This window comes from Streptomyces hamibioticus, from assembly GCF_047946815.1.
In the GTDB taxonomy this organism is placed as follows: Bacteria; Actinomycetota; Actinomycetes; order Streptomycetales; family Streptomycetaceae; genus Streptomyces.
In genome coordinates this window covers 5,060,442-5,087,414 of record NZ_JBKKQY010000001.1, presented here as the reverse complement: position 1 = coordinate 5,087,414, position 26,973 = coordinate 5,060,442, and the positions used below count along the sequence as shown (strand labels likewise).

General features: G+C 73.3%; 22 protein-coding genes and 2 tRNA genes. 4 read left to right on the top strand and 20 right to left on the bottom strand.

Features of this window, described 5'->3' with window-relative positions:
* Positions 1 to 56: 56 nt before the first annotated feature.
* From ACLGIH_RS23075 to leuS, 5 genes are all read right to left on the bottom strand, one after another.
* Entirely contained in the window at positions 57 to 2,849 is a 2,793-nt protein-coding gene (locus ACLGIH_RS23075; protein ID WP_416529455.1) for a ComEC/Rec2 family competence protein, read from the bottom strand.
* A gap of 104 nt (positions 2,850 to 2,953) precedes the next feature.
* Complete coding sequence (locus ACLGIH_RS23070; RefSeq protein ID WP_416527167.1) at positions 2,954 to 4,213, bottom strand: ComEA family DNA-binding protein; 1,260 nt, start codon at positions 4,211 to 4,213, stop codon at positions 2,954 to 2,956.
* Positions 4,214 to 4,456: 243 nt separating this feature from the next.
* Positions 4,457 to 5,302 carry a DegV family protein gene (locus ACLGIH_RS23065; RefSeq protein ID WP_416527166.1) on the bottom strand — a complete coding sequence of 282 codons (846 nt, stop codon included), beginning with the start codon at positions 5,300 to 5,302 and terminating at the stop codon, positions 4,457 to 4,459.
* Between the two features lie 88 nt (positions 5,303 to 5,390).
* Positions 5,391 to 6,158 (bottom strand): hypothetical protein, encoded by a 768-nt coding sequence (locus ACLGIH_RS23060; RefSeq protein WP_416527165.1) that lies wholly within the window; start codon positions 6,156 to 6,158, stop codon positions 5,391 to 5,393.
* A 151-nt stretch (positions 6,159 to 6,309) separates the two neighbouring features.
* Complete coding sequence (gene leuS, locus ACLGIH_RS23055) at positions 6,310 to 9,177, bottom strand: leucine--tRNA ligase (protein WP_416527164.1); 2,868 nt, start codon at positions 9,175 to 9,177, stop codon at positions 6,310 to 6,312.
* Positions 9,178 to 9,658: 481 nt separating this feature from the next.
* On the opposite strand from leuS, the gene ACLGIH_RS23050 reads away from it, so the two are divergent.
* Both ACLGIH_RS23050 and ACLGIH_RS23045 read left to right on the top strand, forming a co-directional pair.
* Positions 9,659 to 10,945, top strand: a complete 1,287-nt coding sequence (locus tag ACLGIH_RS23050) for a cytochrome b/b6 domain-containing protein (protein WP_416529454.1) — start codon at positions 9,659 to 9,661, stop codon at positions 10,943 to 10,945.
* Positions 10,942 to 12,555 (top strand): NADH-ubiquinone oxidoreductase-F iron-sulfur binding region domain-containing protein, encoded by a 1,614-nt coding sequence (locus ACLGIH_RS23045; protein WP_416527163.1) that lies wholly within the window; start codon positions 10,942 to 10,944, stop codon positions 12,553 to 12,555. Before ACLGIH_RS23050 ends, ACLGIH_RS23045 begins: the two co-directional genes overlap by 4 nt.
* Positions 12,556 to 12,614: 59 nt before the next feature.
* On the opposite strand, the gene ACLGIH_RS23040 is transcribed toward ACLGIH_RS23045, so the two are convergent.
* The 10 genes from ACLGIH_RS23040 to ACLGIH_RS22995 all read right to left on the bottom strand — a co-directional run bounded on the left by ACLGIH_RS23040 (position 12,615) and on the right by ACLGIH_RS22995 (position 17,868).
* Positions 12,615 to 12,687, bottom strand: a tRNA-Ala gene (locus tag ACLGIH_RS23040).
* A gap of 128 nt (positions 12,688 to 12,815) precedes the next feature.
* Entirely contained in the window at positions 12,816 to 13,049 is a 234-nt protein-coding gene (locus ACLGIH_RS23035; protein ID WP_416527162.1) for a hypothetical protein, read from the bottom strand.
* A gap of 3 nt (positions 13,050 to 13,052) precedes the next feature.
* Positions 13,053 to 13,226: a hypothetical protein gene (locus ACLGIH_RS23030; RefSeq protein ID WP_416527161.1), complete on the bottom strand. Its 174-nt coding sequence runs from the start codon at positions 13,224 to 13,226 to the stop codon at positions 13,053 to 13,055.
* A 210-nt stretch (positions 13,227 to 13,436) separates the two neighbouring features.
* Positions 13,437 to 13,509 (bottom strand) — tRNA-Ala (locus ACLGIH_RS23025).
* A 112-nt stretch (positions 13,510 to 13,621) separates the two neighbouring features.
* On the bottom strand, positions 13,622 to 14,293 hold the full coding sequence (locus ACLGIH_RS23020) for a histidine phosphatase family protein (protein ID WP_416527160.1): 672 nt from the start codon (positions 14,291 to 14,293) through the stop codon (positions 13,622 to 13,624).
* A complete protein-coding gene (gene rsfS, locus ACLGIH_RS23015; protein WP_416527159.1) occupies positions 14,290 to 14,736 on the bottom strand; it encodes a ribosome silencing factor in 447 nt (148 codons plus the stop codon). The genes ACLGIH_RS23020 and rsfS overlap by 4 nt, the downstream gene beginning before the upstream one ends.
* Before the next feature lie 78 nt (positions 14,737 to 14,814).
* Positions 14,815 to 16,623, bottom strand: a complete 1,809-nt coding sequence (locus ACLGIH_RS23010) for a LytR C-terminal domain-containing protein (protein ID WP_416527158.1) — start codon at positions 16,621 to 16,623, stop codon at positions 14,815 to 14,817.
* Between the two features lie 16 nt (positions 16,624 to 16,639).
* Positions 16,640 to 17,338 carry a nicotinate-nucleotide adenylyltransferase gene (gene nadD / locus ACLGIH_RS23005; protein WP_416527157.1) on the bottom strand — a complete coding sequence of 233 codons (699 nt, stop codon included), beginning with the start codon at positions 17,336 to 17,338 and terminating at the stop codon, positions 16,640 to 16,642.
* A 76-nt stretch (positions 17,339 to 17,414) separates the two neighbouring features.
* On the bottom strand, positions 17,415 to 17,582 hold the full coding sequence (locus tag ACLGIH_RS23000; RefSeq protein WP_416527156.1) for a hypothetical protein: 168 nt from the start codon (positions 17,580 to 17,582) through the stop codon (positions 17,415 to 17,417).
* A 121-nt stretch (positions 17,583 to 17,703) separates the two neighbouring features.
* Positions 17,704 to 17,868: a hypothetical protein gene (locus tag ACLGIH_RS22995; RefSeq protein ID WP_416527155.1), complete on the bottom strand. Its 165-nt coding sequence runs from the start codon at positions 17,866 to 17,868 to the stop codon at positions 17,704 to 17,706.
* 125 nt (positions 17,869 to 17,993) lie between these two features.
* Here ACLGIH_RS22995 and ACLGIH_RS22990 point away from each other — a divergent pair, with 125 nt between their 5' ends.
* Positions 17,994 to 19,160, top strand: a complete 1,167-nt coding sequence (locus tag ACLGIH_RS22990) for a M48 family metallopeptidase (protein WP_416527154.1) — start codon at positions 17,994 to 17,996, stop codon at positions 19,158 to 19,160.
* 102 nt (positions 19,161 to 19,262) lie between these two features.
* Here ACLGIH_RS22990 and ACLGIH_RS22985 read toward each other — a convergent pair whose 3' ends face one another.
* From ACLGIH_RS22985 to proB, 5 genes are all read right to left on the bottom strand, one after another.
* The gene (locus tag ACLGIH_RS22985) at positions 19,263 to 20,330 is read right to left on the bottom strand and encodes an SCO2583 family membrane protein (RefSeq protein WP_416527153.1); all 1,068 of its coding nucleotides are present in this window, start codon (positions 20,328 to 20,330) and stop codon (positions 19,263 to 19,265) included.
* Between the two features lie 75 nt (positions 20,331 to 20,405).
* Positions 20,406 to 20,981 (bottom strand): SCO2584 family spore wall biosynthesis protein, encoded by a 576-nt coding sequence (locus ACLGIH_RS22980; RefSeq protein ID WP_473246760.1) that lies wholly within the window; start codon positions 20,979 to 20,981, stop codon positions 20,406 to 20,408.
* A 109-nt stretch (positions 20,982 to 21,090) separates the two neighbouring features.
* A complete protein-coding gene (locus ACLGIH_RS22975) occupies positions 21,091 to 22,377 on the bottom strand; it encodes a glutamate-5-semialdehyde dehydrogenase (protein ID WP_416527151.1) in 1,287 nt (428 codons plus the stop codon).
* A 73-nt stretch (positions 22,378 to 22,450) separates the two neighbouring features.
* Positions 22,451 to 22,972 carry a hypothetical protein gene (locus ACLGIH_RS22970; RefSeq protein ID WP_416527150.1) on the bottom strand — a complete coding sequence of 174 codons (522 nt, stop codon included), beginning with the start codon at positions 22,970 to 22,972 and terminating at the stop codon, positions 22,451 to 22,453.
* Between the two features lie 137 nt (positions 22,973 to 23,109).
* Entirely contained in the window at positions 23,110 to 24,237 is a 1,128-nt protein-coding gene (gene proB / locus ACLGIH_RS22965) for a glutamate 5-kinase (RefSeq protein WP_416527149.1), read from the bottom strand.
* Between the two features lie 520 nt (positions 24,238 to 24,757).
* Here proB and ACLGIH_RS22960 point away from each other — a divergent pair.
* On the top strand, positions 24,758 to 26,851 hold the full coding sequence (locus ACLGIH_RS22960; RefSeq protein ID WP_416527148.1) for a hypothetical protein: 2,094 nt from the start codon (positions 24,758 to 24,760) through the stop codon (positions 26,849 to 26,851).
* Positions 26,852 to 26,973 lie beyond the last annotated feature (122 nt).

Sequence of the window (26,973 nt, the reverse complement as noted above, 5' to 3'; positions counted from 1 at the left end):
CCGCGCGAGCACGCCGCCCCGGTCCGGAACGGCCTCAGCCCGTCGCCGAGCGTGGCTCAGTCCGCCACCACGCCCAGCTCCTCGTCGGTGCCCGTGACCGCCAGCGCGCCGTCCCGGTCCGTTCGCAGCACCGTCACGCCCTGGGCACGCAGCGCCCCGAGCGTGCTGGGCGCGGGGTGCCCGTACGGGTTGTCCTCGCCGCAGGAGATCAGCGCCAGCCTCGGCGCGACGCGTCGCATGAGGGCCGGGTCCTGATACGCCGAGCCGTGATGTGCCACTTTCAGCACGTCGACGCCCTCCAGCGCGGGCGCCGTCGGTGACCTCGCCAGGGCACGCTGGGCCGGGGGTTCCAGATCGCCGAGGAGCAGCAGGCGCAGCCCGGCCGTGCGGACCAGCAGGGTGACGCTGGCGTCGTTCGGTCCCTCCGGCTCCGGCTCCGGCTCCCGCCCCGGCGCCGCGGCGGGCCCGGTGGCCGCGGGCGGCCACACCACCTCCCAGGACAGCTGCCCGGACCGCCGCACCTCCCCGGCGACCGCGTGACGGAGGGGAATCCGCCGGGCCGTCGCCTGCCTGCGGACGAAGTCAGCCTGCTCGGCGGGCTCTTCGAAGCCGGTCGTCTCGATGGCGCCCACCGAGCGGCCCCGCAGTACCCCGGGCAGGCCCGCCACGTGGTCGGCGTGGAAGTGGGTCAGGACGACGAGCGGAACACGAGTGATGCCGAGCGAGCGCAGACAGCGGTCGACGAGCACCGGATCGGGCCCCGCGTCCACGACCACTCCCGTGGCGTCCCCCGCGGCGAGGACGAGGGCGTCGCCCTGGCCGACGTCGCACATCACCAACCGCCAGCCCGGCGGTGGCCAGCCCGTGACCACCCGGGCCAGCGGCGGCGGCTGCACCACGGCCAGCACCAGCAGCACCGCGCCGACAGCACACCACCGAGGGCGCCTCAGCAGCCCCCGGCCGACGAGCAGGACGCCCACCGTGGCGAGGGCGAGCAGCGCCGCCCCGCTCCAGGTGCCGGGCCAGTCCACTCCCGCGCCGGGCAGCGCGGCCCCGCCGCGGGCCACCCCGGCCAGCCACTCGGCGGGCCAACTCGCGCACCAGGCGAGCGCCTTCGCCACCGGCATCGCCAGCGGTGCCGCCGCCAGCGCGCCGAAGCCCAGCACGGTGGCCGGCGCCACCGCGAACTCCGCAAGGAGGTTGCACGGCACCGCGACCAGGCTCACCCGTGCCGACAGCACCGCGACGACCGGCGCGCACAGGGCCTGCGCGGCGGCAGCGGCGGCCAGCGCCTCGGCGAGCCGGGGCGGGACCCGGCGCCGGCGCAGCGCGGCGCTCCACCGCGGTGCGAGGGTGAGCAGGGCGCCGGTGGCCAGTACGGAGAGCAGGAAGCCGTAACTGCGGGCCAGCCACGGGTCGTAGAGCACCAGGAGCAGGACGGCCGTCGCCAGAGCCGGCACCAGGGATCTGCGGCGCCCGGTGGCCAGCGCCAGCAGCGCCACTCCGCCGCAGGCCGCGGCGCGCAGCACGCTGGGCTCGGGCCGGCACACGACGACGAATCCCAGCGCCAGAGCGCCGCCGAGCACGGCCGTCGCCCGCAGCGGGATGCCGAGGCGGGGCGCCAGTCCTCGGCGCTCGCTGCGCATGGCCAGGCCCGGTGGCCCGAGCAACAGGGCCAGCAGAATGGTGAAGTTGGCCCCGGACACCGCGAGCGTGTGCGCGAGGTCGGTCTCTTCGAAGGCCTCCTCCAACTCTGGGGTGACCCGCGAGGTGTCACCGACGACGAGTCCCGGCAGCAGCGCCCGCGCGTCGGGCGACAGGCCGTCCGTCGCCTCCCTGAGCCCGGCGCGCAGCCGGCCCGCCAGCCGCTGCGCGCCCGACGGCTCGGCCACCACCTCCGGCGCCGCCCCGCCCCGCACCCGCAGCACGGCGGCGATCCGGTCGCCGCCACCCGGCAGGGGCGGTGCCGTCCGGGCCGTCACACGCAGCCGTGTGGTCGGCAGCAGGCCGAGCCAGGGCGAGGCGCGGGCGCCCTCGGCGGCGGGCGGTGGGACGGCGGGCCGCGCCGTGGCGGCCCCCTCCCCGCCACCGCCGGGTGCCGCGGCGGCGTCGGGGCCGACGATCAGCAGCACCGGCGTCCGCGTGGTCAGCGCCGAGCCGTCCGCCAGGCTCACCTGCCGTACCTCGGCGCCGACCAGGACGGCGGGCGGAGCGGCGTGATTGCCGCGGACGCGGGGCCGGGTGAGCCGGGGGTCGGAGGTGACCTCCACCTCGGCGGTCACGGTGGCGTACCGCCGCGCCAGCTCGGGCACCGGCCCGCGGTGCAGGTCCGCCCCGTGCAGCCCGGCCGAGGCGGCCGACGCGGCGACGCAGAGCAGCACGGCGGCGACCGCCCCCCGGGGTCGGGGCCGGGCCGGCCCCGCCGACGTCCGCCCGGCCACGGACCCGCCTCCTCCAACGGCCCGCCGCCCGGCAACGCGCTCCCGTGCCTCGCAAGCCCCCCACCCGGCAGCGGACCCCCGCCCTCCAACAGCCCCCCGCCCGGCAACGGACCCCTGTCCCCCGACAGCCCCCCGCCCGGCATCCAACTCCCGCCCCCCGGCAGCCCGCCGCCCGGCATCCAACTCCCGTCCCTCTGCTTGCCGCCGCGCCCGTCGACGCGCCGCCAGCAGCGCTCCGGCGACGGCCAGGCAGACGGCCACGACTGCGGCGGCCCATCCGGGCGCGGCACCGAGCATCAGCGCCGCCGTCGCCCATGCCGCGAGCGCGGGCGGCACGAGCCGCAGGTCGGCCGGGCCGTCCTGCCGCGGACGCGCGGCGCCGAGCCGGTTCCCGGACGCGGCGTGCACGGGCGACCGGGCGGGTGGCGTGGTCCCGGCGCCCGCGCCGGGCTGCCGCCCCTCCTGCCGACCGGGCCACGAGCCCACCGGGGCGGCGCGGTCCTCGTGCTGCCTCATGGCCGTACGAGGTTTCGCAGGTCGGCGAAGCGGCGGTCGCCGATGCCGTTGACCTCGCGCAGTTCGTCGACCGAGCGGAAGCCGCCGTGCTGCGTGCGGTAGTCGATGATGTGCCGGGCCAGCACGGGGCCGACACCGGGCAGGGTGTCGAGCTGGTCGGCGGTCGCCGTGTTGAGGGAGATCGGAGCCGCAGGCGCCACTCCGACCGCCGCGCCGGGCGGCCCACCGCCGGGTGACCCGCCGGAACCCACACCGGCAACCGGGCCCGCCCCGGTCGCCGTGTCCGCCCCGGTAGCCGGCCCGCCGACGACGATCTGTTCGCCGTCCACCAGGAAGCGCGCGCGGTTGAGGCCGTCGGTCCTGGTGCCCTCACGCACGCCGCCGGCCGCGCGCAGGGCATCCTCGACCCGTGATCCGGCCGGGAGGCGATGGACCCCGGGGTCCCGCACCTTCCCCGCGACGTCCACCACGATCTCGGCGCCCGGCGTGGCCGTGCTGTCGGGCGTGCCGGCCGCGGCAGCCGGTGCGGCCGCGGCTCCGGCCTCGTCGCCCTGGGCACCGTACGGCGGGGCCGTCCGCACCATCTCCGGCGCACGCACGGGCTGGGTCCGGCCGGTCCAGAAGTGCTGGACGGCGAGGACCGCGGCGACGACCAGGACCACGGTGAGCGCGAGCACGCTGCGCCGCTCCAGCCCGCACCGGGCCTGCAGCCACAACGGCATCCGCTCCCGCAGGGCGAGCCCGAGGCGCTGCCGCAACAAGCCGCTCTCCTGCGCAGGCGCGGCAGTTCCTCCCGTCTCTTCACCGGCTGCGCCATGGCCCGCACCGGGTGGCCCCAGCACCGCACGAGGCGGGACCGCCCCTGCCTGCCCGCCGACCGCTTCACGACCCGCGTGGAACGCCCCTGCCCCCGTCCCCGTATCCGTCCCCGTATCCGTCCCCCGGCCGGCTGTCTCCGCCCCTCGATCGGCTGCCCCCGTCCCCCGGTCCGCTGCCTCCGTCCCCAGGTCAGTCGTGCCGTGCCTTCCCCGAGGGGGTCCCTTGCCCGTCTCCTCCTTCGGCCTCGGCCCGTCGCCGAAGAGGGTCTCCGCACGCCGGCGCAGCTCCTCCGCGGGCGCACGACGGCGAAGGTACCGTGCGTGCCCGTGCCCGCGGACGTGGGGCGGGCGACGGTGCCGGGTGCGGACGTCGGACGCCGGACCGCGGCCCGGGCCGCTGGTGGGACGGGCGGTGTGGGTGTGTGATCGCAGTGCCATGCGACGAGGATCGGGCAGCCCGCCGCACTCGCGATGATCTTGCTCATTTCCCGGGGACTACCGCCCGGTTGTGGATATCTCCGTCACTCCGACGAGTGACCCACGTATTACATGCCTCAGAAGCACCGGAAGCACCGCTTGCATCGAATGCATCGAATGCATCGAATGCATCGGACTGCATCGGAAGCATCAGAAGTAAGCAGAGGCATCCCAAGCATCAGCGAACCGCCCCGTGGCGGCAGTTCACCGCGTCGCGACCACGACCCCCAGCAACCCGGGCCCCGTGTGCGCCCCGATCACCGCCCCGACCTCGCTCACGTGCAGGTCGGCCAGTCCCGGCACCCGGGCGCCCAGCCGGTCCGCCAGGGCCGCGGCCCGGTCGGGGGCGGCGAGGTGGTGGACGGCGATGTCGACCTGGGCACTGCCCGCCCGCTCGGCGGCGATCTCCTCCAGGCGGGCGATCGCCTTGGACGCGGTGCGCACCTTCTCCAGGGGCTCGATCCGGCCGTCGCTCAGCTCCAGCAGTGGCTTGACGGCGAGCGCCGAGCCGAGCAGGGCCTGCGCCGCCCCGATCCGGCCGCCGCGGCGCAGATAGTCGAGGGTGTCGACGTAGAAGTAGGCCGACGTGCCCGCCGCGCGTTTCTCCGCCGCCGTGACGGCTTCGTCCATCGTGCCGCCGCCGTCCGCCGCCTCGGCCGCCGCGACCGCGCAGAACCCCAGGGCCATCGCGATCATCCCGGTGTCCACCACGCGCACCGGGACCGGCGCCTCGCGGGCCGCGACCACCGCGGCGTCGTAGGTGCCCGACAGCTCGGCGGAGAGGTGGAGGGAGACGATGCCGGTGGCACCCGACTCGGCGACCTTGCGGTAGGTCTCGGCGAACTGCTCGGGGCTGGGCCGGGAGGTGGTCACCGGACGTCGCTTCTGCAGTGCCTGGGCCAGCGAGCGGGTCGAGATCTCGGTGCCCTCCTCCAGCGCGCGGTCGCCGAGAACCACGGTCAGGGGTACCGCGGTGATGCCGTGGCGCTCCATCGTCCGGGCCGGAAGGTAGGCCGTTGAATCGGTGACGATCGCGACATGGCGGGACATGAGCTGGAGGTTACCTGGCGTAGCGCCCGTGCGGCAGTCCGGCCCCGTCACCGCCACGACACGCACCCGGGCACGGACGTCGCTGCGGTCAGGTGGTGTTCTCCGGCCGGGCCTTCTTCTGCCAGGGGTAGGACGGGCGCGGGCCGGGCGGGGTGATGGCCGGCCGTGCCGCTTCCTCCGCGGGCCCCTGCTCCGGGGTTTCCGGTTCCTCCGCGGGGCTCTGCTCCGGGGTTTCCGGCCAGGTCTGCCGACCGGTCCCGTCGGCGGCCTCGGATGCCTCGGGCCATGGCGGCGGCGCCGAGGAGGGATCCGTCCGCGTCCAGTGCCGCAGGGCACCGGCCTCGATGTCGATCTGGGCGCTGAGCGTGTCCAGGTCGTCCTCCGCGAACCGGCGGGCCCGGTCGCGGGCCGCCCAGCGCAGGGAGTCGGCCGCCTCGGTGACGCGCTCGGTGCGCTCGCGCAGCCCGGGGAGGCGCTCGGCGACCCTGGCGCGGTCGGGCTCGGACTCCAGGCGCCTCAGCTCGCCGTCCAGTTCGTGTCCGTGCGCGCTGAGCCGCTCGAAGAGGGCGAGGGATTCCTTCAGGGACTCGTCCTCGGCCACGCCCGCGTGCAGCGCGTCCTGCGTGGCCCGCATGGAGGTGCGCAGCTTCAGGCGCAGTTGGGCGAGTTCGCCCGCCGGGCCGGCCTGTACCAGGGACTTGGCCCGCAGCGTGTGGTCCTCGACCGTGCGGCGGGCCTGGGTGATGCGGCGGTCGGCACTGCGCTTGGCGGCGCCGACGGCCTTCACCGTGGCGTAGGCGCCCAGGGCGACGAGGAGCACGAAAAGCAGGGCGAAGACTGCGATCACTGCTTCCACGGTGCTCCTCCTTCGGCAAGGCTGCCGTCACGCGGCACCGGTCGCGCCGCTCCTCCACGGTAAACGCAGCGGGCAGGCCCGGGGTTCCACCCGAACCCGGAACCTGCCCGTAGGGGACTGTCCCCAAGCCGGACCCACGGTCCGGCGACGGTCACGCCGGGACGATGTTCACCAGCTTCGGCACCCGCACGATCACCTTGCGGACACCGGCCCCGCCCAGCGCAGCCACGACCTTCTCGTCGGCCAGCGCCGCCTTCTCCAGCTCCTCCTCGGAGATGGACGGGGCGACCTCCAGCCGGGCCTTGACCTTGCCCTTGACCTGCACGACGCAGGTGACGGTCTCGTCGACGACGTAGGCCGGATCGGCGACCGGGAAGTCCTGGTGCACCACCGAGTCGGTGTGCCCCAGCCTGCGCCACAGCTCCTCGGCGACGTGCGGGGCCAGCGGGGCCACCATCAGCACCAGCGCCTCGGCGACCGGCCGCGGCACCGGACCGCCCGCCTTGGTCAGGTGGTTGTTCAGCTCCGTGATCTTCGCGATCGCGGTGTTGAACCGCATGCCCTCCAGGTCGCCGCGCACACCGTCGATCGCCTTGTGCAGGGCGCGCAGCGTGTCCTCGTCCGGCTCGGCGTCGACGACGGTGACCTCGCCGCTGTCCTCGTCGACGACGTTGCGCCACAGCCGCTGCAGCAGCCGGAACTGGCCCACCACCGCGCGCGTGTCCCACGGCCGGGAGACGTCCAGCGGGCCCATCGCCATCTCGTACAGGCGCAGCGTGTCGGCCCCGTACTCGGCGCAGATCTCGTCCGGGGTGACCGCGTTCTTCAGCGACTTGCCCATCTTGCCCAGCAGGCGGCTGACCTTCTCGCCCTGGTGGTAGTACGCGCCGTCGCGCTCCTCCACCTCGGCGGCCGGCACCGCGATGCCACGGCTGTCGCGGTAGACGTAGGCCTGGATCATGCCCTGGTTGAACAGCTTGTGGAACGGCTCGGCGGACGAGACGTGCCCCAGGTCGTACAGGACCTTGGACCAGAAGCGCGCGTACAGCAGGTGCAGCACGGCGTGTTCGGCACCGCCGACGTACAGGTCGACGCCGCCGTGCGGCTGCCCCTCGCGCGGGCCCATCCAGTACCGCTCGATCTCCGGGTCGACCAGCTGCCCGGAGTTGTGCGGGTCCAGGTAGCGCAGCTCGTACCAGCAGGAGCCGGCCCAGTTGGGCATGGTATTGGTCTCGCGCCGGTACCGCTTGGGACCGTCGCCCAGGTCCAGGGTGACGTTCACCCACTCCTCGTTGCGCGACAGCGGCGTCTCGGGCTCGGTGTCGGCGTCGTCCGGGTCGAAGGTGCGCGGGCTGTAGTCCTCGACCTCGGGCAGCTCCAGCGGCAGCATCGACTCGGGCAGGGCGTGGGCGATGCCGTCCTCGTCGTAGACGATCGGGAAGGGCTCGCCCCAGTACCGCTGACGGCTGAACAGCCAGTCGCGCAGCCGGAAGTTGACGGTGCCCTCACCCACACCGGACCGCTCCAGCCACTCGGTGATGCGCGCCTTGGCGTCGACGACGCCCAGGCCGTCCAGGGAGACGTCCGCGCCCGCGGAGTTGACGATCTTCGCGTCGTACGCGACGAAGGCGTCGTCCCACGTCGAGGTGTCGACGCCGCGGCCGTCGGTCGGTTCGACGACGCACCGAATGGGCAGTTCGAAGGCGCGCGCGAAGGCGAAGTCGCGGCTGTCGTGCGCGGGGACGGCCATGATCGCGCCGGTGCCGTAGCCCATCAGGACGTAGTCGGCGATGAAGACCGGGACCTTCTCGCCGTTGACCGGGTTGGTCGCGTACGCGCCCGTGAAGACGCCGGTCTTGTCCTTGGCCTCGGCCTGCCGCTCGACGTCGGACTTGGCCGCGGCCCGCGCGCGGTAGGCGGCGACGGCCTCCGCCGGGGTCGCGTGACCGCCGGTCCACACCTCGTGGGTGCCCTCGGGCCAGGCCGCCGGGGTGAACTTCTCGACCAGCGGGTGCTCGGGCGCCAGCACCATGTAGGTCGCACCGAACAGGGTGTCCTGGCGGGTGGTGAAGACCGTGATGTGCTCGCCGTCGATCGGGAAGTCGATGCGGGCGCCCTCGGAGCGGCCGATCCAGTTGCGCTGCTGCAGCTTGATGGCCTCGGGCCAGTCCAGCGCCTCCAGGTCCTCCAGCAGCCGGTCGGCGTAGGCGGTGATGCGCATGTTCCACTGGCGCAGCTTGGCCTTGAAGACGGGATAGTTGCCGCGCTCGGAGCGGCCGTCGGCGGTGACCTCCTCGTTGGCCAGCACGGTGCCCAGGCCGGGGCACCAGTTGACCGGCGCGTCGGAGGCGTAGGCCAGGCGGTACTCGCCCAGGACGTCGGCACGCTCGCGGGCGGTCAGCTCGGTCCAGGTACGGCCGCCGGGGACCGCGCGCTCACCCGACTCGAACTGGGCGACCAGCTCGGCGATCGGGCGGGCCCTGCGCGCCTCCTCGTCGTACCAGGAGTTGAAGATCTGCAGGAAGATCCACTGGGTCCACTTGTAGTAGTCCGGGTCGATCGTGGCGAACGACCGGCGCTTGTCGTGGCCCAGGCCCAGCCGGCGCAGCTGGCTCTGCATGTTCTTGATGTTCGCCTCGGTGGACACGCGCGGGTGCGTGCCGGTCTGCACGGCGTACTGCTCGGCGGGCAGGCCGAAGGCGTCGAAGCCCAGGGTGTGCAGGACGTTGTGGCCGGTCATCCGCTGGAAGCGGGCGAAGGCGTCGGTGGCGATGTAGCCCAGCGGGTGGCCGACGTGCAGGCCCGCACCCGAGGGGTACGGGAACATGTCCATGATGAACTTCTTGGGCTTGGCGACCGTCTCCGGATCGCCTGCCAGGTCACCCTTCGGGTTCGGCGCCGCGTACGTCCCCTCGGCGTCCCAGAAGTCCTGCCAGCGTGCCTCGATCTCGGCCGCCAGGGCGGCCGTGTAGCGGTGCGGCGCCGCCACCTCGGTGGCTGCGGGGTTCGTCTCGCTCATGATCCTCAAAGCTCCATCGATCGTCTCTGCCTGCGGCTGCGACTTTCCGGAAATGAAAAATCCCCTCGCACAGGAGGGGACGCCGCGCCGATTCCGACCGTCCGGAGCGCCGGCGGTCGGGACTGATCAGCGCGGCTCGCTAAGCAGAAGGCGTACGGCACGCATGGCGTCAGGGTACCGCAGTCGCCGAGCGGGCTGCGACGGGCTTCCAGGACCCTGCGAGCACCCGGTCCGAGCACCCCCGAACCTGAACCAAGGTCAAAGATTACTCGGCGTAACAGTCGCTAAGGGGCATTACAGCAACCAGATTGTCGTTTGATAACAGCGCAATAACGCAAACCCCGTACCCATGGGTACGGCGCGACCTAGAGTGCGGCAGCGGGACCGCTCTTTCCCGAACCGCTCGGAGTCGCCCCATGAACCCTCCACGCAGTACCCCACCGCTCCCGCCCCGCGTCACGACGTGGGGAGGCATGCCGTGGTGACCGACGACGGCATTGTGGACACCACGAACGACAGCACGGCGGACACCTCGTTCGCGGAGTTCCTCAACTTCGGCGCGGGTGTGTTCTCCCTGGTCCTGCTCAGCTGCTCGGTCATCTGGGGCCTGGTGGCCCAGGACCGGATGCTCCTCGACGCCCGCCGGCGGATCATGGCCCAGGCCGTGCACCGGATCACGGCCGTGGCCTCGATCGTCTTCCTCCTGGTGCACATCGGGGTGAAGCTCGCCCTGGAGCACACCACGTGGGTCGCCGCGGTGATCCCCTTCGGGCTGCTGGCCACGGATTCCGAGGAGTTCGCCAGCCGCGAGGTGCTGATCGGCTTCGGCACGCTGGCCAGCCTGCTGATGCTCTTCGTGGGCATCACCGGCGCCCTGCGCAACCGCTTCGCAGCCCCCGCGCTGATCGCCTCCCGCTGGCGCGCCATGCACATGCTGGCCTACCCGGCCTGGTGTTTCGCCCTGCTCCACGGACTCTACGCGGGTCGCGCGGCGAAGCCGGTCTTCACGATCCTGTACGGCCTGTCCGTGCTCGGCGTCATGGCGGCCCTCGCGCTGCGGGCCGCCCCCCGGCCGGTCAGGCGCAAGGTGGCCGACGCGCTCGGCGAGCTGTTCGGGGGCCGGGAGCGGCTGGTCCGCGAGGAGCTGGAGGAGATCCGGGCCCGCGCGACCGGCGCGCTGCCGGGCTACGAGAGAGGGTCCGGGGGCCAGGGCGGAAGGCAGGGCGGCTTCGAGGGACTGCCGGGCGGCTTCGAGGACCGCTGGGCGGCCCCGCCGCCCCCGCGGTACGAGCCGGCCGAGCGCCCCGCCCCCCAGGAGCAACCGGCCAACGGCTTCGCGGCGGCCTACCGGGCCGTCTCGAGACCCTCGCACGCGCAGCAGTCGCTGGCGGCCGAGCAGACCGCACCCGTGGGGATGCCGCTCGACCTGCGTCCCGCCGAGGGCACGGACCGCGTCGGCAGCGCCTCCGGCAGCTGGCCGATCCCGTCCCCGCCGCCGGTCGGGGAGGCGCCCCCGTCGGCGTACGACCCGCTCAACGACACCGGAGCCACCATCCCGGCCTACGGCGTCCCGGACGCCTCCGGCTACGGATCGAGTGACGTGTACGACACCGGTGAGACGAACACCGTCTCCGACACGTACTACCCGAACGACACGTACAACAGCGGTCCCGCAACCGAAACGACCCCCGGTGCCTCCTACGACTACAACTTCGACGCACCGGGTTCGGGCGAACCTTGGAACACGCCTTCCGGAGGCCTGAAGTGAACGAGGCCCTGCCCGACGTACCCGAAGTCCGCGTGGTCGGACTTCCCCAGCTCACGTCGGGCTTCGACCTTGTCGAACGACTGGATCTGCCCATGCACCTGAAGGTGCACGGGCCACTGGAACCGTTGGGCGGCGAGCAGCTCGCGCAGCTCGCCGAACGCATCAACCTCAGGGGCCGCGGCGGCGCGGGCTTCCCCTTCCACAAGAAGCTGCGCTCGGTCGCCGAGTCCGCGATCAAGCGGGGCGTGCGGCCGGTCGTGGTCGTCAACGGCAGCGAGGACGAACCGGCCTGCCGCAAGGACACGGTGCTGATCAACCGTGCCCCGCACCTCATCCTGGACGGCGCGCTGCTGTGCGCCGAGGCGCTGGGTGCCCGCACGCTCGTGGTGGGGGTCACCCGGGAGTCCACACAGCGCTCCATGGAGGCCGCGCTCGCCGAACGCGGCCTGAGCAACGGCCGCCGCTCGGCCCTCCGCGCGCGCGTGCAGCGCAATCCGGTACGGATGGTCACCGGCGCGGCGGCCTCGCTGATCCGCTCCATCGACGGCGGCCCGGCGATCCCGCCCGGCCGCAAGACCAGCGCCTCGAGGAGCGGGGTCGGCGGCGCCCCGACGCTGCTGTCGAACGCCGAGACCTTCGCCCAGCTGGCCATCGCCGCCCGCATCGGCCCGGAGCGCTACGGCAACACCGGGCTGTACGACGAGCCGGGCACCGTCATGCTCACGGTCTCCGGGGCGGTGGCCCGCCCGATGGTGATCGAGGTCCCCACGGGGGTGCCGCTGCGCTACGTCCTCCAGCTCGCCGGCGCCCCACCGGTGCCGCAGGGCGTGCTGACCGGCGGCTACCACGGCAAGTGGATCGACGCGGCGACGGTCAACGACGCGATCGTCTCCCGCAACTCCCTGGACGCGGTGGGCGGTTCGCTGGGTGCCGGGGCGATCCTGCCGATCAGTCAGGAGACCTGCCCGCTGGGCGAGTCGCTGCGGGTGGCGCAGTGGCTGGCCGAGGAGAGCGCGGGCCAGTGCGGCCCCTGCTACCTCGGTCTGCCGGCCGCCGCGCGCGGCCTGGAGGACATCCTGAGCGGCGGCGGCCCGGCCGCGCTGGAGGCGGTCAAGCAGGTCGCCAGGAACGTCAAACGGCGCGGCGCGTGCTCGCACCCGGACGGCTCGGCGATGTTCCTGGAGTCGACCGTCAAGGCGTTCACCGACGATCTTGCCGCCCACGTCCTCGGCAATGGCTGCGGGCGGCCCGTTCAGGGCGTGCTCCCACTCTTCGGGGGAGGCAGGGCCCCGACGGGCATCCCGGGCGGCGGCGCGGCCGGCGAGAACGGCCCCAGCCGGCAGAGGATCTACGTCGACTGGACGCTGTGCCGGGGCCACGGCCTGTGCGCCGACATCCTCCCGGAGGTCTTCCAGCTCGGCGCCGACGGGTTCCCGACGGTCGCCCAGGCGGAGGTGCCGCGCTACGCGGAGGCGAAGGCGCTGCGCGCGGTGCGCCGTTGTCCGGCGCTCGCCCTGCGGATCGAGGAGGACACTCGCGGGCAGGCGCCCACGCGCAGCAATCTTCCGGTGCTGTCCCAGGGCCGCGGCCGCCGCGCCCTCGGGCGCTGAGCGGGCGGCACGGAACGCAAGATCCCCCGGGTCCTGAGGACCCGGGGGATCTTTGTCTGTGGAGCTAAGGAGAATTGAACTCCTGACCTCTTGCATGCCATGCAAGCGCTCTACCAACTGAGCTATAGCCCCTTGTCGCTTCCGGGTGGTTTCCCCGGCGGCGACGCCAACATTACACGGTCGACCCGGCCCCGCACCAAATCGTTTCCCGGTTTGTCCGTACTGTCCGAGTTATCCGATTCGCTGCGTGCCTTCGCGGGTCACGCGGTGACGAACGAGTAGAACCTCTTCAGCGTGCAGTGCTCTTCGAGGAGCCGGCCGTAGATCGGCTCCCCCTCCAGTTCGCGGTACGTCTCGATCGGGTCGCCCTTTATGATCAGCGCCCGCGCGCACTCCTCGCACCAGTACTGGTACTCGGGATTGACCGGTTCCATGTCGCGGACGATCGGCGTACCACTGTCGCACCAGTCGCATTTCCGCCTGTGTGCACCCATCGATCAGCTCCAGCTGTGGCCGCAGGCCGTGCACACGTAGGAGATCCCGCCGTTGTCACCGAGGACTTGGGCGACGTGCGCGGAACCGCAGGAAGGGCAGCTGAGGCGAGTGGTCGTGTTCCGTGTCAACGCCACGTCGAGGAGGCCGTCGACCTCCTCGAGGATGCTCGCAGGCATCGCTACTCCCTCCCGTCGGGCCGCGCCCCCTTCCGGCCGTTTGATTCTGCCACGACCGGACCAACACGGTCAGCGACGCCTCGGCACCGGTCCGGTCACGGCGTCCGTGCAGACCTCCACCGAGGTATACGCCCGGGTGAGGCGGACTACTCAACCGCGCACGACGAAAAATCCCGCCCCCCGAAGGGGACGGGATCGTCCGTGGAGCTGTGGAGCTAAGGAGAATTGAACTCCTGACCTCTTGCATGCCATGCAAGCGCTCTACCAACTGAGCTATAGCCCCTGGCCGGTGTTCTTCCCGCTCGGCGGGGCGAACAAGAAGAACTTTAGCCTGCGACCTGCCGGAAAGTGAAATCGAGGTCCCGGGCCCCGCGAGAGGCCCTCCCCCGTGCCGCTCAGTCGTCGTCGCCGAGCACCGGCTCCGGCAGCGTGCCGGCGTTGTGCTCCAGCAGGCGCCAGCCCCGGGCGCCCTCGCTGAGGACGGACCAGCAGCAGTTGGTCAGGCCGCCGAGGCTCTCCCAGTGGTGCGGGTCCAGGCCGAGGAGGCGGCCGATGGTGGTGCGGATGGTGCCGCCGTGGCTGACCACGACGAGCGTGCCGTCGTCGGGAAGCTTCTCGGCGTGCCGCAGCACCACGGGGGCGGCGCGGTCGGCGACCTCGGTCTCCAGTTCGCCACCACCGCGGCGGACCGGCTCACCGCGCTTCCAGGCCGAGTACTGCTCGCCGTACCGCTCGATGATCTCGTCGTGCGTCAGCCCCTGCCAGACGCCCGCGTACGTCTCGCGCAGCGCCTCGTCGAGGGCGACGTCCAGGCCGGTGAGCGCGGCCAGCTCGGCGGCGGTGCGGGCGGCCCGCTGGAGGTCGGAGGCGATGATCGCGTCCGGCTTCAGGTTGACCAGCAGCCGGGCGGCGCGGCGGGCCTGGGCGACGCCGGTCTCGGTCAGCTCGACGTCCGTGGTGCCCTGGAAGCGGCGCTCCACGTTCCACGAGGTCTGGCCGTGCCGCCAGAGGATGATGCGGCGGCCCCGGCCCGCCGGGCGGCCCGAGACCTCACCGGTGGCGCTCATCGCCACTCTCCGCCGGTCTCCGCGGCCTCCTCGGCTGCTCGCTGCTTGGCGTGCTCCTCGCCCTTGCCGCGGGTCGCCCTGGCGTCGGCGGGCAGCTCCAGCTCGGGGCAGTCCTTCCAGAGCCGCTCCAGCGCGTAGAAGACCCGCTCCTCGCTGTGCTGGACGTGCACGACGATGTCGACGTAGTCGAGCAGGACCCAGCGGGCCTCGCGGTCGCCCTCGCGGCGCACCGGCTTGGCGCCGAACTCCTTGCCGAGGCGCTCCTCGATCTCGTCGACGATCGACTTGACCTGACGGTCGTTGGGCGCGGACGCCAGCAGGAAGGCGTCCGTGATGGACAGCACGTCACTGACGTCATAGGCGATGACGTCGTGGGCGAGCTTGTCGGCGGCCGCCTGGGCGGCGGTGTTGATGAGCTCCAGGGAGCGGTCGGTCGCGGTCACTACGAGGCTTTCGGTCGACGGTCACTTGACTCCCAGGGTCTCATGACCGCCGACCGGGTCCCGCTTCATTACTCTCCGCTACGACGAGGGTGCGTAGTCCTGCCCGAGGACCACGGTGACGTCCGCGTTCGAGGACACCTTGCCCTGGGTGACGGAGTCGGTGGGCAGGCCCAGGGTCTTTGCCACCTGGACGGCGTTCTCCTTGTCGGCCGCGTCGGCGTAGACGACCTCGGACGTGGCCTGCGCGGCGGAGGCGGTGCCGCCCTGGAGGAAGGTGAAGCCGCCGTTGAGCAGGACGACGCGGGCCTTGGCGGTGTCGTCCTGGTCGCCGGTGGCGTTGCGGACGGAGACGCTGACGGCGGCGTCGTCGTCCGGGCTGTTCGCGGTGCCGCCGAGCACGTCCTCGACGACGGACTCGCTCGCCTCGGGGCTCAGCGAGCCGTCGTCCTGGACGGGCAGCAGGGCCGTCTCGTAGTCGCCGCCCTTGGCGAGGTCGGCGAGGGAGGCGAGGAAGGACCCGAGGTCCTGGTCGGTCAGCGGCGGGTCGAGGATCAGCCCGAGGGTCTCGATCGTGGTGGTCGCGGCCTGCGGGTCGGAGGACAGCTTGCGCAGCACCGCCTGCAGGACCTGCCCGAACCGCTCCAGCTGGGCGTTCTGTGCCTCACCGGAAGCCCGGTGGGTGGCGTAGGCGACGGCCATCCTGCCGCTGAGGGTCTGCTTTTCCCCCTTGCGGACGAGGGGCGTCGCGCCCTTGTCCTTGGCCTTCGGGTCGGGGACGTCGGCGTCGGTGTCGACCTCGATGTTGCCGACCAGGTCGACGAGGATCTCCAGGTAGGGGGTGTCCAGGCGCCAGGTGCCCTCGATGTCGGTGCCGAGCACCGAGTCGAGGGCGGTGCGGGTGGCGTCGGGACCGGCCTCGTCGACCGACTCGGCGAGCGTGCTGCTGGTGCCGTCGTCGGTGGTCAGGGCGAGGGAGTTGGGCAGCAGGACGGTGGTGCCGCGCTCGGCGGTGGAATTGTCGACGAGCAGTGCGGTGGTGGTGCCGCCCGTGTCGGTGTCGTGCAGGTGGACGACGAGCACGTCCCGTTTCTGGGCGCCCGCGGCCGTCGTGCCGCCGGCCTTGCCGTCCGACGACGACAGTCCGGGCAGCTTGCCCGCGGACCAGAGGTAGCCGACGCCGCCGACCGCGACCAGGGCCAGGACGACGGTCAGGGCGATGACACGCGCGCGTGCGCGACGCCGGGCCTCCTCCCGGCGCTCGGTGCGGTTCTCGGTGAACTTCAGCCAGTCGATGACGTCCTCGGAGTCGGCGTCCGGCTCCTCGACGAAGGAGAACTGCTCGGTGCGGTACTCCGGCTGCTCGGCGCCGTACTCGGCCTGCTCGGCGCCGTACTCGGCCTGCTCGGTGCGGTGGTCCGGCTCGTCCCGGGTGGAGGTGCCCGGTCCCTCGGGCGGGCCGGCCTGCTGCGGGATGTACGCCGTCTGCTCGGCCGTCCGCGGCTGCGGCCCGCCACCGGCCTCGGCCCGGCCGTACGGGTCGTCGTACGCGCGCGTGCCGGAGGCGTACGGGTCGTAGGACGGGGCGGGCTGCTGCCGACCGGTGTCGTAGCCGCCGTAACCCCCGTAGCCGCCCTGGCCGTCGTAACCGTCGTGGCCGTCGTAGGAGCGGTGGGGGTCGTACGCGGGGGCGGGCTGCTGGGTGCCGGTGGCGTACGGGTCGTAGGCGTAGCCCTGCTGTCCCTGCTGGGCGTACGGGTCGTACGTCTGCTGCGGGGCGGGCTGCGCCGCGGCCTGGCGGTAGACGGGCCGGCCGTACTCGTCGTAACCGACGAGTTCGTACTGGTCGGCGTGACCGTCGCCGTATCCCGCGTCGTATCGGTCGTTCACCGGTGCCCCTCTCGGCTCACTCGCCGCGGTACAGCTGGCGCTTGTCGATGTAGCGCACGACTCCGTCCGGCACCAGGTACCAGACCGGGTCGCCGCCCGCGACTCTCGCACGGCAGTCCGTGGAGGAGATGGCGAGGGCGGGCACCTCCACGAGGGAGACACCGCCCTCGGGGAGCCCGGCGTCGGTCAGGTGGTGGCCGGGCCGGGTGACACCGATGAAGTGCGCGAGGGAGAACAGCTCCTCGCTGTCGCGCCAGGTGAGGATCTGGGCGAGGGCGTCGGCGCCGGTGATGAAGAACAGGTCCGTGTCGGGGTTGAGCGCGCGCAGGTCACGGAGGGTGTCCACGGTGTACGTGGGACCGCCGCGGTCGATGTCGATGCGGCTCACCGAGAACTGGGGGTTCTCGGCGGTCGCGATGACCGTCATCAGGTACCGGTCCTCGGCCGCGGAGACCGTGCGGTGGCTCTTCTGCCAGGGCTGCCCGGTGGGGACGAACACCACCTCGTCGAGGTGGAACCGGGCCGCGACCTCACTGGCCGCCACGAGGTGCCCGTGGTGGATCGGGTCGAAGGTGCCGCCCATGACGCCGAGCCGGCGCTTGTCGGGCCGCGACGGGCCGCTGCCGGTGCCGACGGCGCGGCCGCTCGCCGAGCCGCGCCGCGCGCCGCTCGCCGTGCCGTCCGCCGGACCGGTAGGCATGTCCTGCTCTCCCATGCGTGCAGACCCTACCGGCCCGGCCCGGGGCCTTAGCCGGACAGGCCCCGGATCAGGGCGGAGTCCGGGCCCGCGCTCAGCGGTCGCGGTTGAAGCGGGTGGTGATCCACAGCAGGAGCATCAGGACGACGAACGCGCCGATGCCGGTGACGTAGGGGTTGAGGCTCTCGTGGTTGCCGCCGTGCCCCTCGCCGCCCTCGGCGGCAACGGTGACCAACTGCGCAGCGGTGCTGTGGAAGCTCATCTTCGGCAGGACCTATCAGGTGTGGGCGGGATAAGGACGTCGGCTCATCGTATGCGGGCACCGTCCGGGTGCTCACGCCGACTCCGCCGTTGCGGACCGGCCGGGGAACCTTCCGATCGGCTCAGTCGTCCTTCCGCTTGTAGCCCCGTAGCAGGAACCACGCGGTCAGCACGCAGCCCAGCACCATCACGATCAGGACGACCCGGAGCAGATTGCCCGCCCCTTGCTGCTCGGCGGCGGCCCCCGCGGCGTCGGCGAGCCAGGTGGTGTGGGGGGTGTGCTCCATGAGGCGGACTCCTTCGCTGTACTGCGTTCCCACGGTATGTCCGCCTAGGCTGGGCTCTGCTTCGGGGGCACCAGGACCCGTACCGGGGTTCGCAAAGGGCCATACAGACGCACCTGGGGGAAGACATGTCCGACGGCCACCAGCACAACGGGCACGAGCACGTGCCGAGCAGGCAGCGCAGGCGCTTCCCTGGGATCTCCTCGCGTGCGTATGAGCACCCGGCCGACCGCAGCGCCCTGGTGGCCCTGCGGAGGCTGAGCGGTTTCGACACGGTGTTCAAGACCCTCAGCGGCCTGCTGCCCGAGCGCAGTCTCAGGCTGCTGTTCCTGTCCGACTCGGTGCGCGTCTCGGACCGGCAGTTCACCCATCTGAACGACATGCTGCGGGACGCCTGCTACATCCTGGACCTGGAGAAGGTCCCGCCGATGTACGTCAACCAGGACCCGAACCCGAACGCGATGTGCATCGGCCTGGACGAGCCGATCATCGTCGTCACCACCGGGCTCGTCGAGCTGCTCGACGAGGAGGAGATGCGCGCGGTCATCGGCCACGAGGTCGGGCACGCGCTGTCCGGGCACTCCGTCTACCGCACCGTCCTGCTCTTCTTGACGTCGCTCGCCGTCCGGGTCGCCTGGATCCCGCTGGGCAACATCGCGATCATGGCGATCGTGACCGCGCTGCGCGAGTGGTTCCGCAAGTCGGAGCTGTCCGCCGACCGCGCGGGGCTGCTGGTCGGCCAGGACATCCAGGCATCCATGCGCGGTCTGATGAAGATCGCGGGCGGCAACCACCTGCACGAGATGAACGTGGACGCGTTCCTGGAGCAGGCCGACGAGTACGAGGCCGGGGGCGACCTGCGCGACTCCGTGCTGAAGATCCTGAACGTGCTGCCGCGCTCCCACCCGTTCACCACGGTGCGGGCCGCCGAGCTGAAGAAGTGGGCCGCCTCCCGCGACTACCAGCGGATCATGGACGGCCACTACCCGCGCCGCGAGGAGGACGGGGACGCCTCGGTCCGGGACTCCTTCCGCGAGTCGGCGTCCAGCTACGCCACCCAGGTGCGCGGCTCCAAGGACCCGCTGATGAAGCTGGTGAACGACATCGCCGGCGGAGCCGGGGACCTGGGCGAGCGGATGCGGCGCGGTTTCGGCGGGTTCACCGGCCCCCAGCCGAGGCCGCCGAAGGCCGACGGCACGGACGGGACCGACGGGACCGAGGGGACCGGCGGGGCAGACGGTCGCGGCGGGAGCGGCGGGACTGGCGGGAGCGGCGGGGCGGGGACCTCGGGCTGAGCCGGCGCAGGGCTGGGCCGGCGTCCGGACTGGGCCGGGCTCCGGACTGAGCGGTCGCCGCGGCGCCGGCCGGGGTGGGACCCGGGCGGCCCGGGGCCGTCGTCAGACGTCCGGCTGTGCGCTGCCCGCCAGCGTGCCGCACAGGCCGACGGCGCCGTCGGTGGCGTAGGGGTCGGTGTCGGCCGGACCGCCCTTCTCGGCGGTCTGCCCGGCGAGCAGCGGGCGCAGCCGGTCCGCCGAGTCCTCGGCGCAGGACAGCGGTCCGGCCTGGACGTGGGAGGCGACCAGCCGGGCCTGGTGCAGTCGCAGGTCGTCCCGGTCGAACCGGAAGTGCAGCTCGCGCCGGACGGTGAACAGTGACACCTCGGCCCGGTCGTCCCCCGCGGGCCGCACCGGATAGACGACGGTGTGTTCGGCGGTGACCTCCAGGGTGGCGGCGTCGCTCTCCGCGGCCCGCAGACTGCCCCGCACGCGGATCTCGTCGCCGGTCAGTTCGACCCGGTCGGTGTCGAACCGGACCAGCCACCCGGTCGCCGCGTGCCGGCCGTCGGCCGCGGGCCGGTCGAAGCTGGCGTCGAACTGCTCCAGCTGGTCGGGGGCGAGCAGGACGCGCACCGGGCGGACCGCTCCGCCGGTGAGCACGTCCGGGTCCAGCGCGGAGCGGACGATGTAGCTCCGGGCGGTGGTGAGGGCGTTCGTCACCTGCTCCTCGGTGAAGTGCGCGGTGCTGCGGTCGGTCGGCAGGGGCACGCCCTCGGCGCCGACGCGGAACTCCGCGGCGGGGCTGTGCGCGTACAGGCGGTCGGCGTCGGCGGCGCCGGGGACCGGGCCCCGCGGGGCGAGCGGGACGACGGTCGTCCGCAGGGGCTCGGCGGCCGGCTGGGCGGTGGGGGCCTGCGCGGGGTGGCGCAGGCCCATGAAGACGGCGGTACCGAAGGCCACGGCGACCAGTACGACCAGGATCAGCGCCTGCCGGGGCAGGCCCGGCCGCAGGGGTATGCGGCTGCGGACGGGGGGCGCGTGGTCGCTGATGCGCTCCTCGGCGGAGTACTCCTGGAGGCGGGCAGCACGGACGAACGACTCGTCGAAGACGACGGATCGGTACTCTTCCTCGCCGCCTCCGGGTGCGCCCTCGGGTGCCCCGTCAGGCGGGTCCGCAGGCCCTCCCATACCTTCAGGGTAGGTCGGCCGGCGACCCCGTAAACGCCGTGCTCCGGGGCAACTTCTGGCAGGTTCTCACCAAGTTCAGGGGGTGTGTGGGAGCACCGACACGGCCGGCTGGGAGTAGTCGGCGGAGGCCGAGGGAGGCGCCGCGCCGCCCTGCTCGGGTCCGGTCGAGGCGGGCGGCGGGACCTGGTCCCGGTCGCTGCCCGAGGACGCGCCCCGGTAGACCGCGGCGAAGGCCAGGGCGACCATGCCGACGCCCATCACGAGGGCGAGCATCCAGGCGACGGGCCGGTGCCAGCGGACCTGCTTGCCGTAGGACGCAGGGGCGCCGTACGGACGGTCGAGGGGGTCGACGCCGTCGTCCGCGTCGTCGAAGTCGTGGTCGTCGGAGTCTCGGCCGAAGTCGCCGTACCCGTCGTCGTAGCGCTCGCCCCGGGCGCGGGCGCCGCGTGCCTCCGCCTCGGAGGCCTCGGCTCTGGCCTGCGCGGCGGCCAGGAGGCGTTCGACGGCGGTCGGCTCGTGCACCTCGGCCGCACGTACGAAGGCCTCGTCGAAGACCACAGAGGCGAACTCTTCGTCCGACACCCCGCGGTCGTGGTCGTCGTCGGGCTCCCAGCCGTCAGGGAACGGCGTGCCCCCCACGTCCTCCGGCACGGATCCAGAGTAGACCTGGGGGGTCATTTTGGGCAGACGGTATGGAAATTCATCCGCTGGATGAGACACCGCGAGACCGCCCGGGCGGGACGGTCCGGACGGGATGGTCTCAGCGTCGTACGTGCCCGTCGCCGGTGACGATGTACTTGGTGCTGGTCAGCTCCGGCAGGCCCATCGGGCCCCGGGCGTGCAGCTTCTGCGTGGAGATGCCGATCTCGGCGCCGAAGCCGAACTGGCCGCCGTCGGTGAAGCGGGTGGAGGCGTTCACCGCGACCGTGGTGGAGTCGACCAGCTGGGTGAACCGGCGGGCGGCCTGCTGCGAGGCGGTGACGATCGCCTCGGTGTGCCCGGAGGTCCACAGCCGGATGTGCTCGACGGCCTTGTCGAGGGAGTCGACGACGGCGGCGGCGATGTCGTACGAGAGGTACTCCGTCTCCCAGTCCTCCGGCGTGGCCTCCAGGACCGTCGCCCGGGAGTCCTTGGCGTAGGCCAGCACCCGCTCGTCGGCGTGCACGGTGACACCGGCCTCGGCGAGGGCGTCCAGGGCGCGGGGCAGGAAGTCGGCGGCGATGTCCTGGTGCACCAGGAGGGTCTCGGCGGCGTTGCAGACGCCGACCCGCTGGGCCTTGGAGTTGATCAGGATCTCGACGGCCGTGTCGAGGTCGGCGGCGGCGTCGACGTAGACGTGGCAGTTGCCGGTGCCGGTCTCGATGACCGGGACGGTGGACTCCTGGACGACCGTGTTGATCAGCGAGGCGCCGCCCCGCGGGATCAGCACGTCGACCAGGCCGCGGGCGCGCATCAGCTCGCGCACGCTGTCGCGGCTCTCGCCGGGCACCAGCTGCACGGCGTCGGCGGGCAGCCCGGCCCCGCCCACGGCGTCGCGGATCACCCGGACGAGGGCGGTGTTCGAGCGGTACGCCGAGGAGGAGCCGCGCAGCAGCACCGCGTTGCCCGACTTCAGGCACAGGGCGGCGGCGTCGACGGTGACGTTGGGGCGGCCCTCGTAGATGATGCCGACCACGCCGAGCGGGACGCGGACCTGCCGCAGGTCGATGCCGTTGGGCAGGGTGGAGCCGCGGACCACCTCGCCGACCGGGTCGGGCAGGGCGACGACGTCCCGGACGTCGGAGGCGATGGCCCGCACCCGCTCCGGGGTGAGCGTCAGCCGGTCGATGATCGCCTCCGAGGTGCCGGCCTCGCGGGCCTTGGCCACGTCCTGGGCGTTGGCCTCGACGATCTCGCTCGTGCGGACCTCCAGGGCGTCCGCGACGGCGAGCAGGGCGTCGTCCTTCGCCGCCCGCGGCAGCGGCGCGAGGTCGGCGGCGGCGGCCTTGGCGCGGTAGGCGGCCCGGGTGACCGGGGACATCGAGTCGTACGGCGAGAGCGTGGTCATGAGGGAAGGGTAGTCCGCCGGTCAGGGGCGTCCAGCGGCCGTTCCACACCCCGAGACAAAGCCCCGCGTCCGGTCAAAAGGGGTGAACCCCGACAGGTGTCGCCGGTGCCGGGCCGTAACCCGCCGAGACGCGCTGGTGGTAGGTGGCGCGGTCGATGACCTCCAGGCCGACGATCTCCCAGGGCGGCAGCCCCGCGCTGCGGCGGTGCTCGCCCCACAGGCGCAGCGCGACGGCGGCGGCGTCGTGCAGGTCGCGCGCCTCCTCCCAGTAGCGGATCTCCGCGTGGTCGGCGGCGTACCGGCTGGTCAGCAGGAAGGGGTGGTCGTGGGCGAGCTGCTCCAGGGCGCGCCGGACCTCGCCGAGCGGGGCCCGCGCGCCGGAGACGCTGAGGGTGACGTGCCACAGGCGGGGGGTGTCGGCAGGGTCGGCGGGGTCCTCGTCCGCGCAGCGGTCACCGGCCGCGACGCTCGTCAGGGCGCGCTCCTCGCCGGTCGCGCGGGAACCGGGAGCGCCCAGGGATCCGGCGCCACGGGACCCGGCCCCACGGGTTCCGGCACCGCGGGACGCTGCCGTGCCCCGGCGCACTCGTCTCACGACGGCCTCCTTCACGCGCTCACCTCCGCCCGGCGGGGGAACCGGGCCTGTCCCTGAGACAAAGTTGAGCAGGCCGCAGGCAATCGTGTGGCGATTTTGCGGAACGTCCACCACCGGTGCGGGGACGTTTCGACCGATTACGGGTGCAGGATCACCAGATCGTCCCTGTGTACGACCTCTCGTTCGTACGCGGGTCCGAGTTCGCGCGCCAGTTCCCGGGTGGAGCGGCCGAGCAGCCGGGGGATCTCCTTGGCGTCGAAGGTGACCAGTCCGCGCGCCACCGCGCGTCCCGCGCCGTCGCGCAGTTCGACGGGGTCGCCCGCGCTGAACTCGCCCTCGACGGCGGAGATCCCGGCCGGCAGCAGCGACTTGCGACCCTGGACGACCGCCCGCACCGCGCCGTCGTCCAGCGTCAGGGCGCCCTGCGGGGTGGACGCGTGCTGCAGCCAGAGCAGCCGGTCGGCGGACCGCTTGCCGGTGGGGTGGAAGTAGGTGCCGGTGTCCTGGCCGGTCAGGGCGTCGGCGGCATGGACCGCGCTGGTCAGCACCACGGGGATGCCGGCGGCGGCGGCGATCCGGGCCGCCTCGACCTTGGTGACCATGCCGCCGGTGCCGACGCCGGCCTTGCCGGCGCTGCCGATCTCGACGTCCGCCAGGTCCGCGGGGGAGCGCACCTCGGCGATCCGGGAGGTGCCGGGCCTGCTCGGGTCGCCGTCGTACACCCCGTCCACGTCGGACAGCAGGACCAGCAGGTCGGCGCGGACCAGGTGGGCGACGAGGGCGGCGAGGCGGTCGTTGTCGCCGAAGCGGATCTCGTCGGTGGCGACGGTGTCGTTCTCGTTGACGACCGGCAGGGCGCCCATGGCGAGCAGCTTGTCCAGGGTGCGCGAGGCGTTGCGGTGGTGGGCTCGGCGGCTCATGTCGTCGCTGGTCAGCAGCACCTGGCCGACGCGGACGCCGTAGCGGGCGAGGGAGGCGGTGTAGCGGGCGACGAGCAGGCCCTGGCCGACGCTGGCGGCGGCCTGCTGGCGGGCCAGGTCCCGGGGGCGGCGGCGCAGGCCCAGCGGGGCGAGGCCGGCGGCGATGGCACCGGAGGAGACGAGGACGATCTCGCGCTCACCGCCGCTGCGGACCTTGGCGAGCACGTCGACGAGCGCGTCGACCCGGTCGGCGTCCAGCCCTCCGGACGCGGTCGTCAGCGACGAGGACCCGACCTTGACGACGATCCTGCGGGCCTCGCCCACGGCCTGCCTTGCCCCTGTCACCTGCGCTGTTCCCCTCATGTCCGTCCGGGTCCCCCGGAACCGCAATCTACGCGAGGACGGAGCGGGGGCGCGCGCGGGTTTCAGGGCTCGGACAGGGGTTCGGGAGGGCCCGGCCAGGGTTCGGGCCGGTATCGGGCCGGTATCGGGCCGGTATCGGGCCGGTATCGGGCCGAAGTCAGGCCGGGGCCGGGCCGGGGCCGGCCCGGCTCGGGCACGGCTCCTCCGGGCCCGGACACGGCTCCTGTGCGGGCCTGCGGGGCCCTGCGGGCCCGGACGTGCCCTGGACCAGAAGGCAGGGAACAGGGGACCAGGGGACCAGGGGACCAGGGGGCCAGGGAAGACGACCAGGGGGTCTGGGACCCAGGAGGTCAGAGGGGCAGAAGGGCAGAAGGTCACGGGGCCGGACGACCGGGCCCCGGGGGCCATAGCACTCACCACGCACGCGAGGTCCCGGGCACGCGCGTGTCGTCCGGAGGTCGCCGCGCGTTAACCCGTACGCACCCTCTGCGACAACCCTGGAGTGACCGCAGTGCCCGTACCCTCTCTCCCCCGGCGGCTCCTCGCGCGCCTCCCGCGCCCGCAGACCGCCGGAAAGCTGCTCGTCCTCGGCGTGCTGGCGGCCGCGTGCACCGCGCAGGCCGTAGGTGCGCTGCTGCCGCACGTACCGCTGCTGCTGGCGGCGACCGTCGCGTCGCTGGCCGCGGAGGCCGTGCTGTACCGCTGGCAGCGCGGCATGGTGTCGCTGTTCGCCAAGTCGCAGGCGGATGCCACCGTGCGGCACGTGCTGCGGGACCTGCTGCTGGTGGTGGGCCTGCTGCGGCTCGGCGAGCAGCACCGCGAGACGGTGTACGCGCCGCTCGTCGCCGGGCTGCTCGCCTTCTACGCGCTGCACAGCGCGATCCAGGCGGTCTCCGTGCTGGTCCGGCGTACCCGGACGCTCCCGGTGGTGACCCGGAACATCGACGCCTCGGCGCTGCGGCTGTCCCCGGCCCCGCCGGTGCTGCTGCGCCGCCCCGGGCACCGGCTGCCGGTCTTCGGCCTGCCGGCGACGGCCGGGCTGCTGGCGACGGCGGCGGCCGACGCTCCGGTGTACGGGGCGGCGGGCCTGGCCCTGTCCCTCGTCCTTTCGCTGGCCGGGCTGGCCGCGCTGCTGCTGCGGCTGCTGCCGGGGCGGCGGCCGGCCGGCGAGCAGGAGGTGCTGGACTGGTTCGACGCCTGGCTGGCCCAGTACCGGCCGACCGTCGGGCTGTACTTCTCGGGCGGTGCCTCCTCGGCGTACCAGGCGAACATGTGGCTGGAGCCGCTGGCCCGGCTCGGGGGGAGACCGCTGATCGTGCTGCGCGAACGGTTCATGGTGCAGCGGATCGAGGAGACCGACATCCCGATCGTGTGCCTGCCGAAGGTGTCGACGCTGATGCGTCTGGAGCACTCCACGCTCCAGGTGCTGCTGCACCCGTCGAACTCCGGCAAGACCTCGCAGGTGCTGCGCATCCCCACGATCAAGCACGCCTTCGTCAACCACGGCGAGAGCGACAAGCTGTCCTCCTGCAACCCGTACGCGAAGGCGTACGACGAGGTGTGGGTGGCCGGCCCGGCGGCGCGCGAGCGGTACGCGCTGGCCGAGGTCGGCGTCGAGGACAAGGACGTGGTGGAGATCGGCCGTCCGCAACTGGACGCCGTGCGGCCGTACGCGGGGCCGCCGGCGGGTCCGTACACCACCGTCCTGTACGCGCCGACGTGGGAGGGCTGGGACGGCAACCCCGGCAACACCTCCCTGGTCGCGGTCGGCGAGAACCTCGTACGGGCGCTGCTGACGGACCCCGGGGTGCGGCTGCTGTACAAGCCGCACCCCTTGACGGGGTCGGTGGATCCGCGGGCCGGGGCCGCCGATCTTCGCATCCGGGAACTGATCAGGGCGGCGAACCGGGAGCGGAGCGGGCCCCGCCCGGACGCCTCGGCGGTGGCCGAGCGGGACCGGTCCGCGGCCGAGCTGGACCGGCTCACCGCGTCGGGGTTCCGGGCGGCGGCCGACCAGGTGGAGCGGATGCTGCGGCAGCCGGCGCCGCCGGCGGGGCGCGCGGAGCGGGTGGCGCGGGCGACGGCGGCCTGGGAGGAGGCGTACTGGGCCGCGCTGCCGGCGTGGGAGCACCAGGTCGTCACGGACGCCCGGCCCGCGCTCTACGCCTGCTTCAACCGGGCCGACCTGTTGATCAGCGATGTGTCCAGTGTGATCAGCGACTTCCTGGCGAGCGGCAAGCCGTACGCGGTGGCGAACACCGGCGGGCTGACGGAGGAGGCGTTCCGCGCGGCGTTCCCGACCGTGGCGGCGGCGACCGTGCTGACGCCGGACGCGGGCGGGGTGGCCGGGCTGCTGGAGGCGGTGCGGCATCCGGAGAAGGACGACCTCGCCGAGGCGCGGGCCGCGTTGGCGCGCCGGCTGCTGGGGCCGGCCGAGCCGCCCTCGCAGGAGCGGTTCGGTGCGGCGGTGGAGGCGCTGGCGGCGGTGGCCCGGGAGCATCGGGCGCGGAGGGCGCGGAGGGCGCGGTGGTCTTCGGCGGAGCTTCCCGCGCCGCGTCGGGCGCCCGCGGCGGCGGAGGCGCCGGCCGGGGCCTGAACGAGGGATTTGCGCCCCCGCCGCCCTTACCCGGCCCGTCCCCGGGGGCTCCCCCCGGACCCCCGGACCTCCGGACCCCCGCTCCTCAAGCGCCGGAGGGGCTGAGAAACCAGCCCGTCTGG

Coding starts and splice junctions, on each gene's coding strand:
- ACLGIH_RS23065 (WP_416527166.1), bottom strand. CDS start 5,302: ATGTCCCGCCATGTCGCGATCGTCACCGATTCAACGGCCTACCTTCCG.
- ACLGIH_RS22985 (WP_416527153.1), bottom strand. CDS start 20,330: ATGGGAGGGCCTGCGGACCCGCCTGACGGGGCACCCGAGGGCGCACCC.
- ACLGIH_RS22995 (WP_416527155.1), bottom strand. CDS start 17,868: ATGGAGCACACCCCCCACACCACCTGGCTCGCCGACGCCGCGGGGGCC.
- ACLGIH_RS22975 (WP_416527151.1), bottom strand. CDS start 22,377: ATGACCACGCTCTCGCCGTACGACTCGATGTCCCCGGTCACCCGGGCC.
- nadD (WP_416527157.1), bottom strand. CDS start 17,338: ATGGGAGAGCAGGACATGCCTACCGGTCCGGCGGACGGCACGGCGAGC.
- ACLGIH_RS23070 (WP_416527167.1), bottom strand. CDS start 4,213: ATGGCACTGCGATCACACACCCACACCGCCCGTCCCACCAGCGGCCCG.
- ACLGIH_RS22990 (WP_416527154.1), top strand. CDS start 17,994: ATGTCCGACGGCCACCAGCACAACGGGCACGAGCACGTGCCGAGCAGG.
- ACLGIH_RS23035 (WP_416527162.1), bottom strand. CDS start 13,049: ATGGGTGCACACAGGCGGAAATGCGACTGGTGCGACAGTGGTACGCCG.
- ACLGIH_RS23020 (WP_416527160.1), bottom strand. CDS start 14,293: ATGAGCGCCACCGGTGAGGTCTCGGGCCGCCCGGCGGGCCGGGGCCGC.
- ACLGIH_RS23030 (WP_416527161.1), bottom strand. CDS start 13,226: ATGCCTGCGAGCATCCTCGAGGAGGTCGACGGCCTCCTCGACGTGGCG.
- ACLGIH_RS23000 (WP_416527156.1), bottom strand. CDS start 17,582: ATGAGCTTCCACAGCACCGCTGCGCAGTTGGTCACCGTTGCCGCCGAG.
- leuS (WP_416527164.1), bottom strand. CDS start 9,177: ATGAGCGAGACGAACCCCGCAGCCACCGAGGTGGCGGCGCCGCACCGC.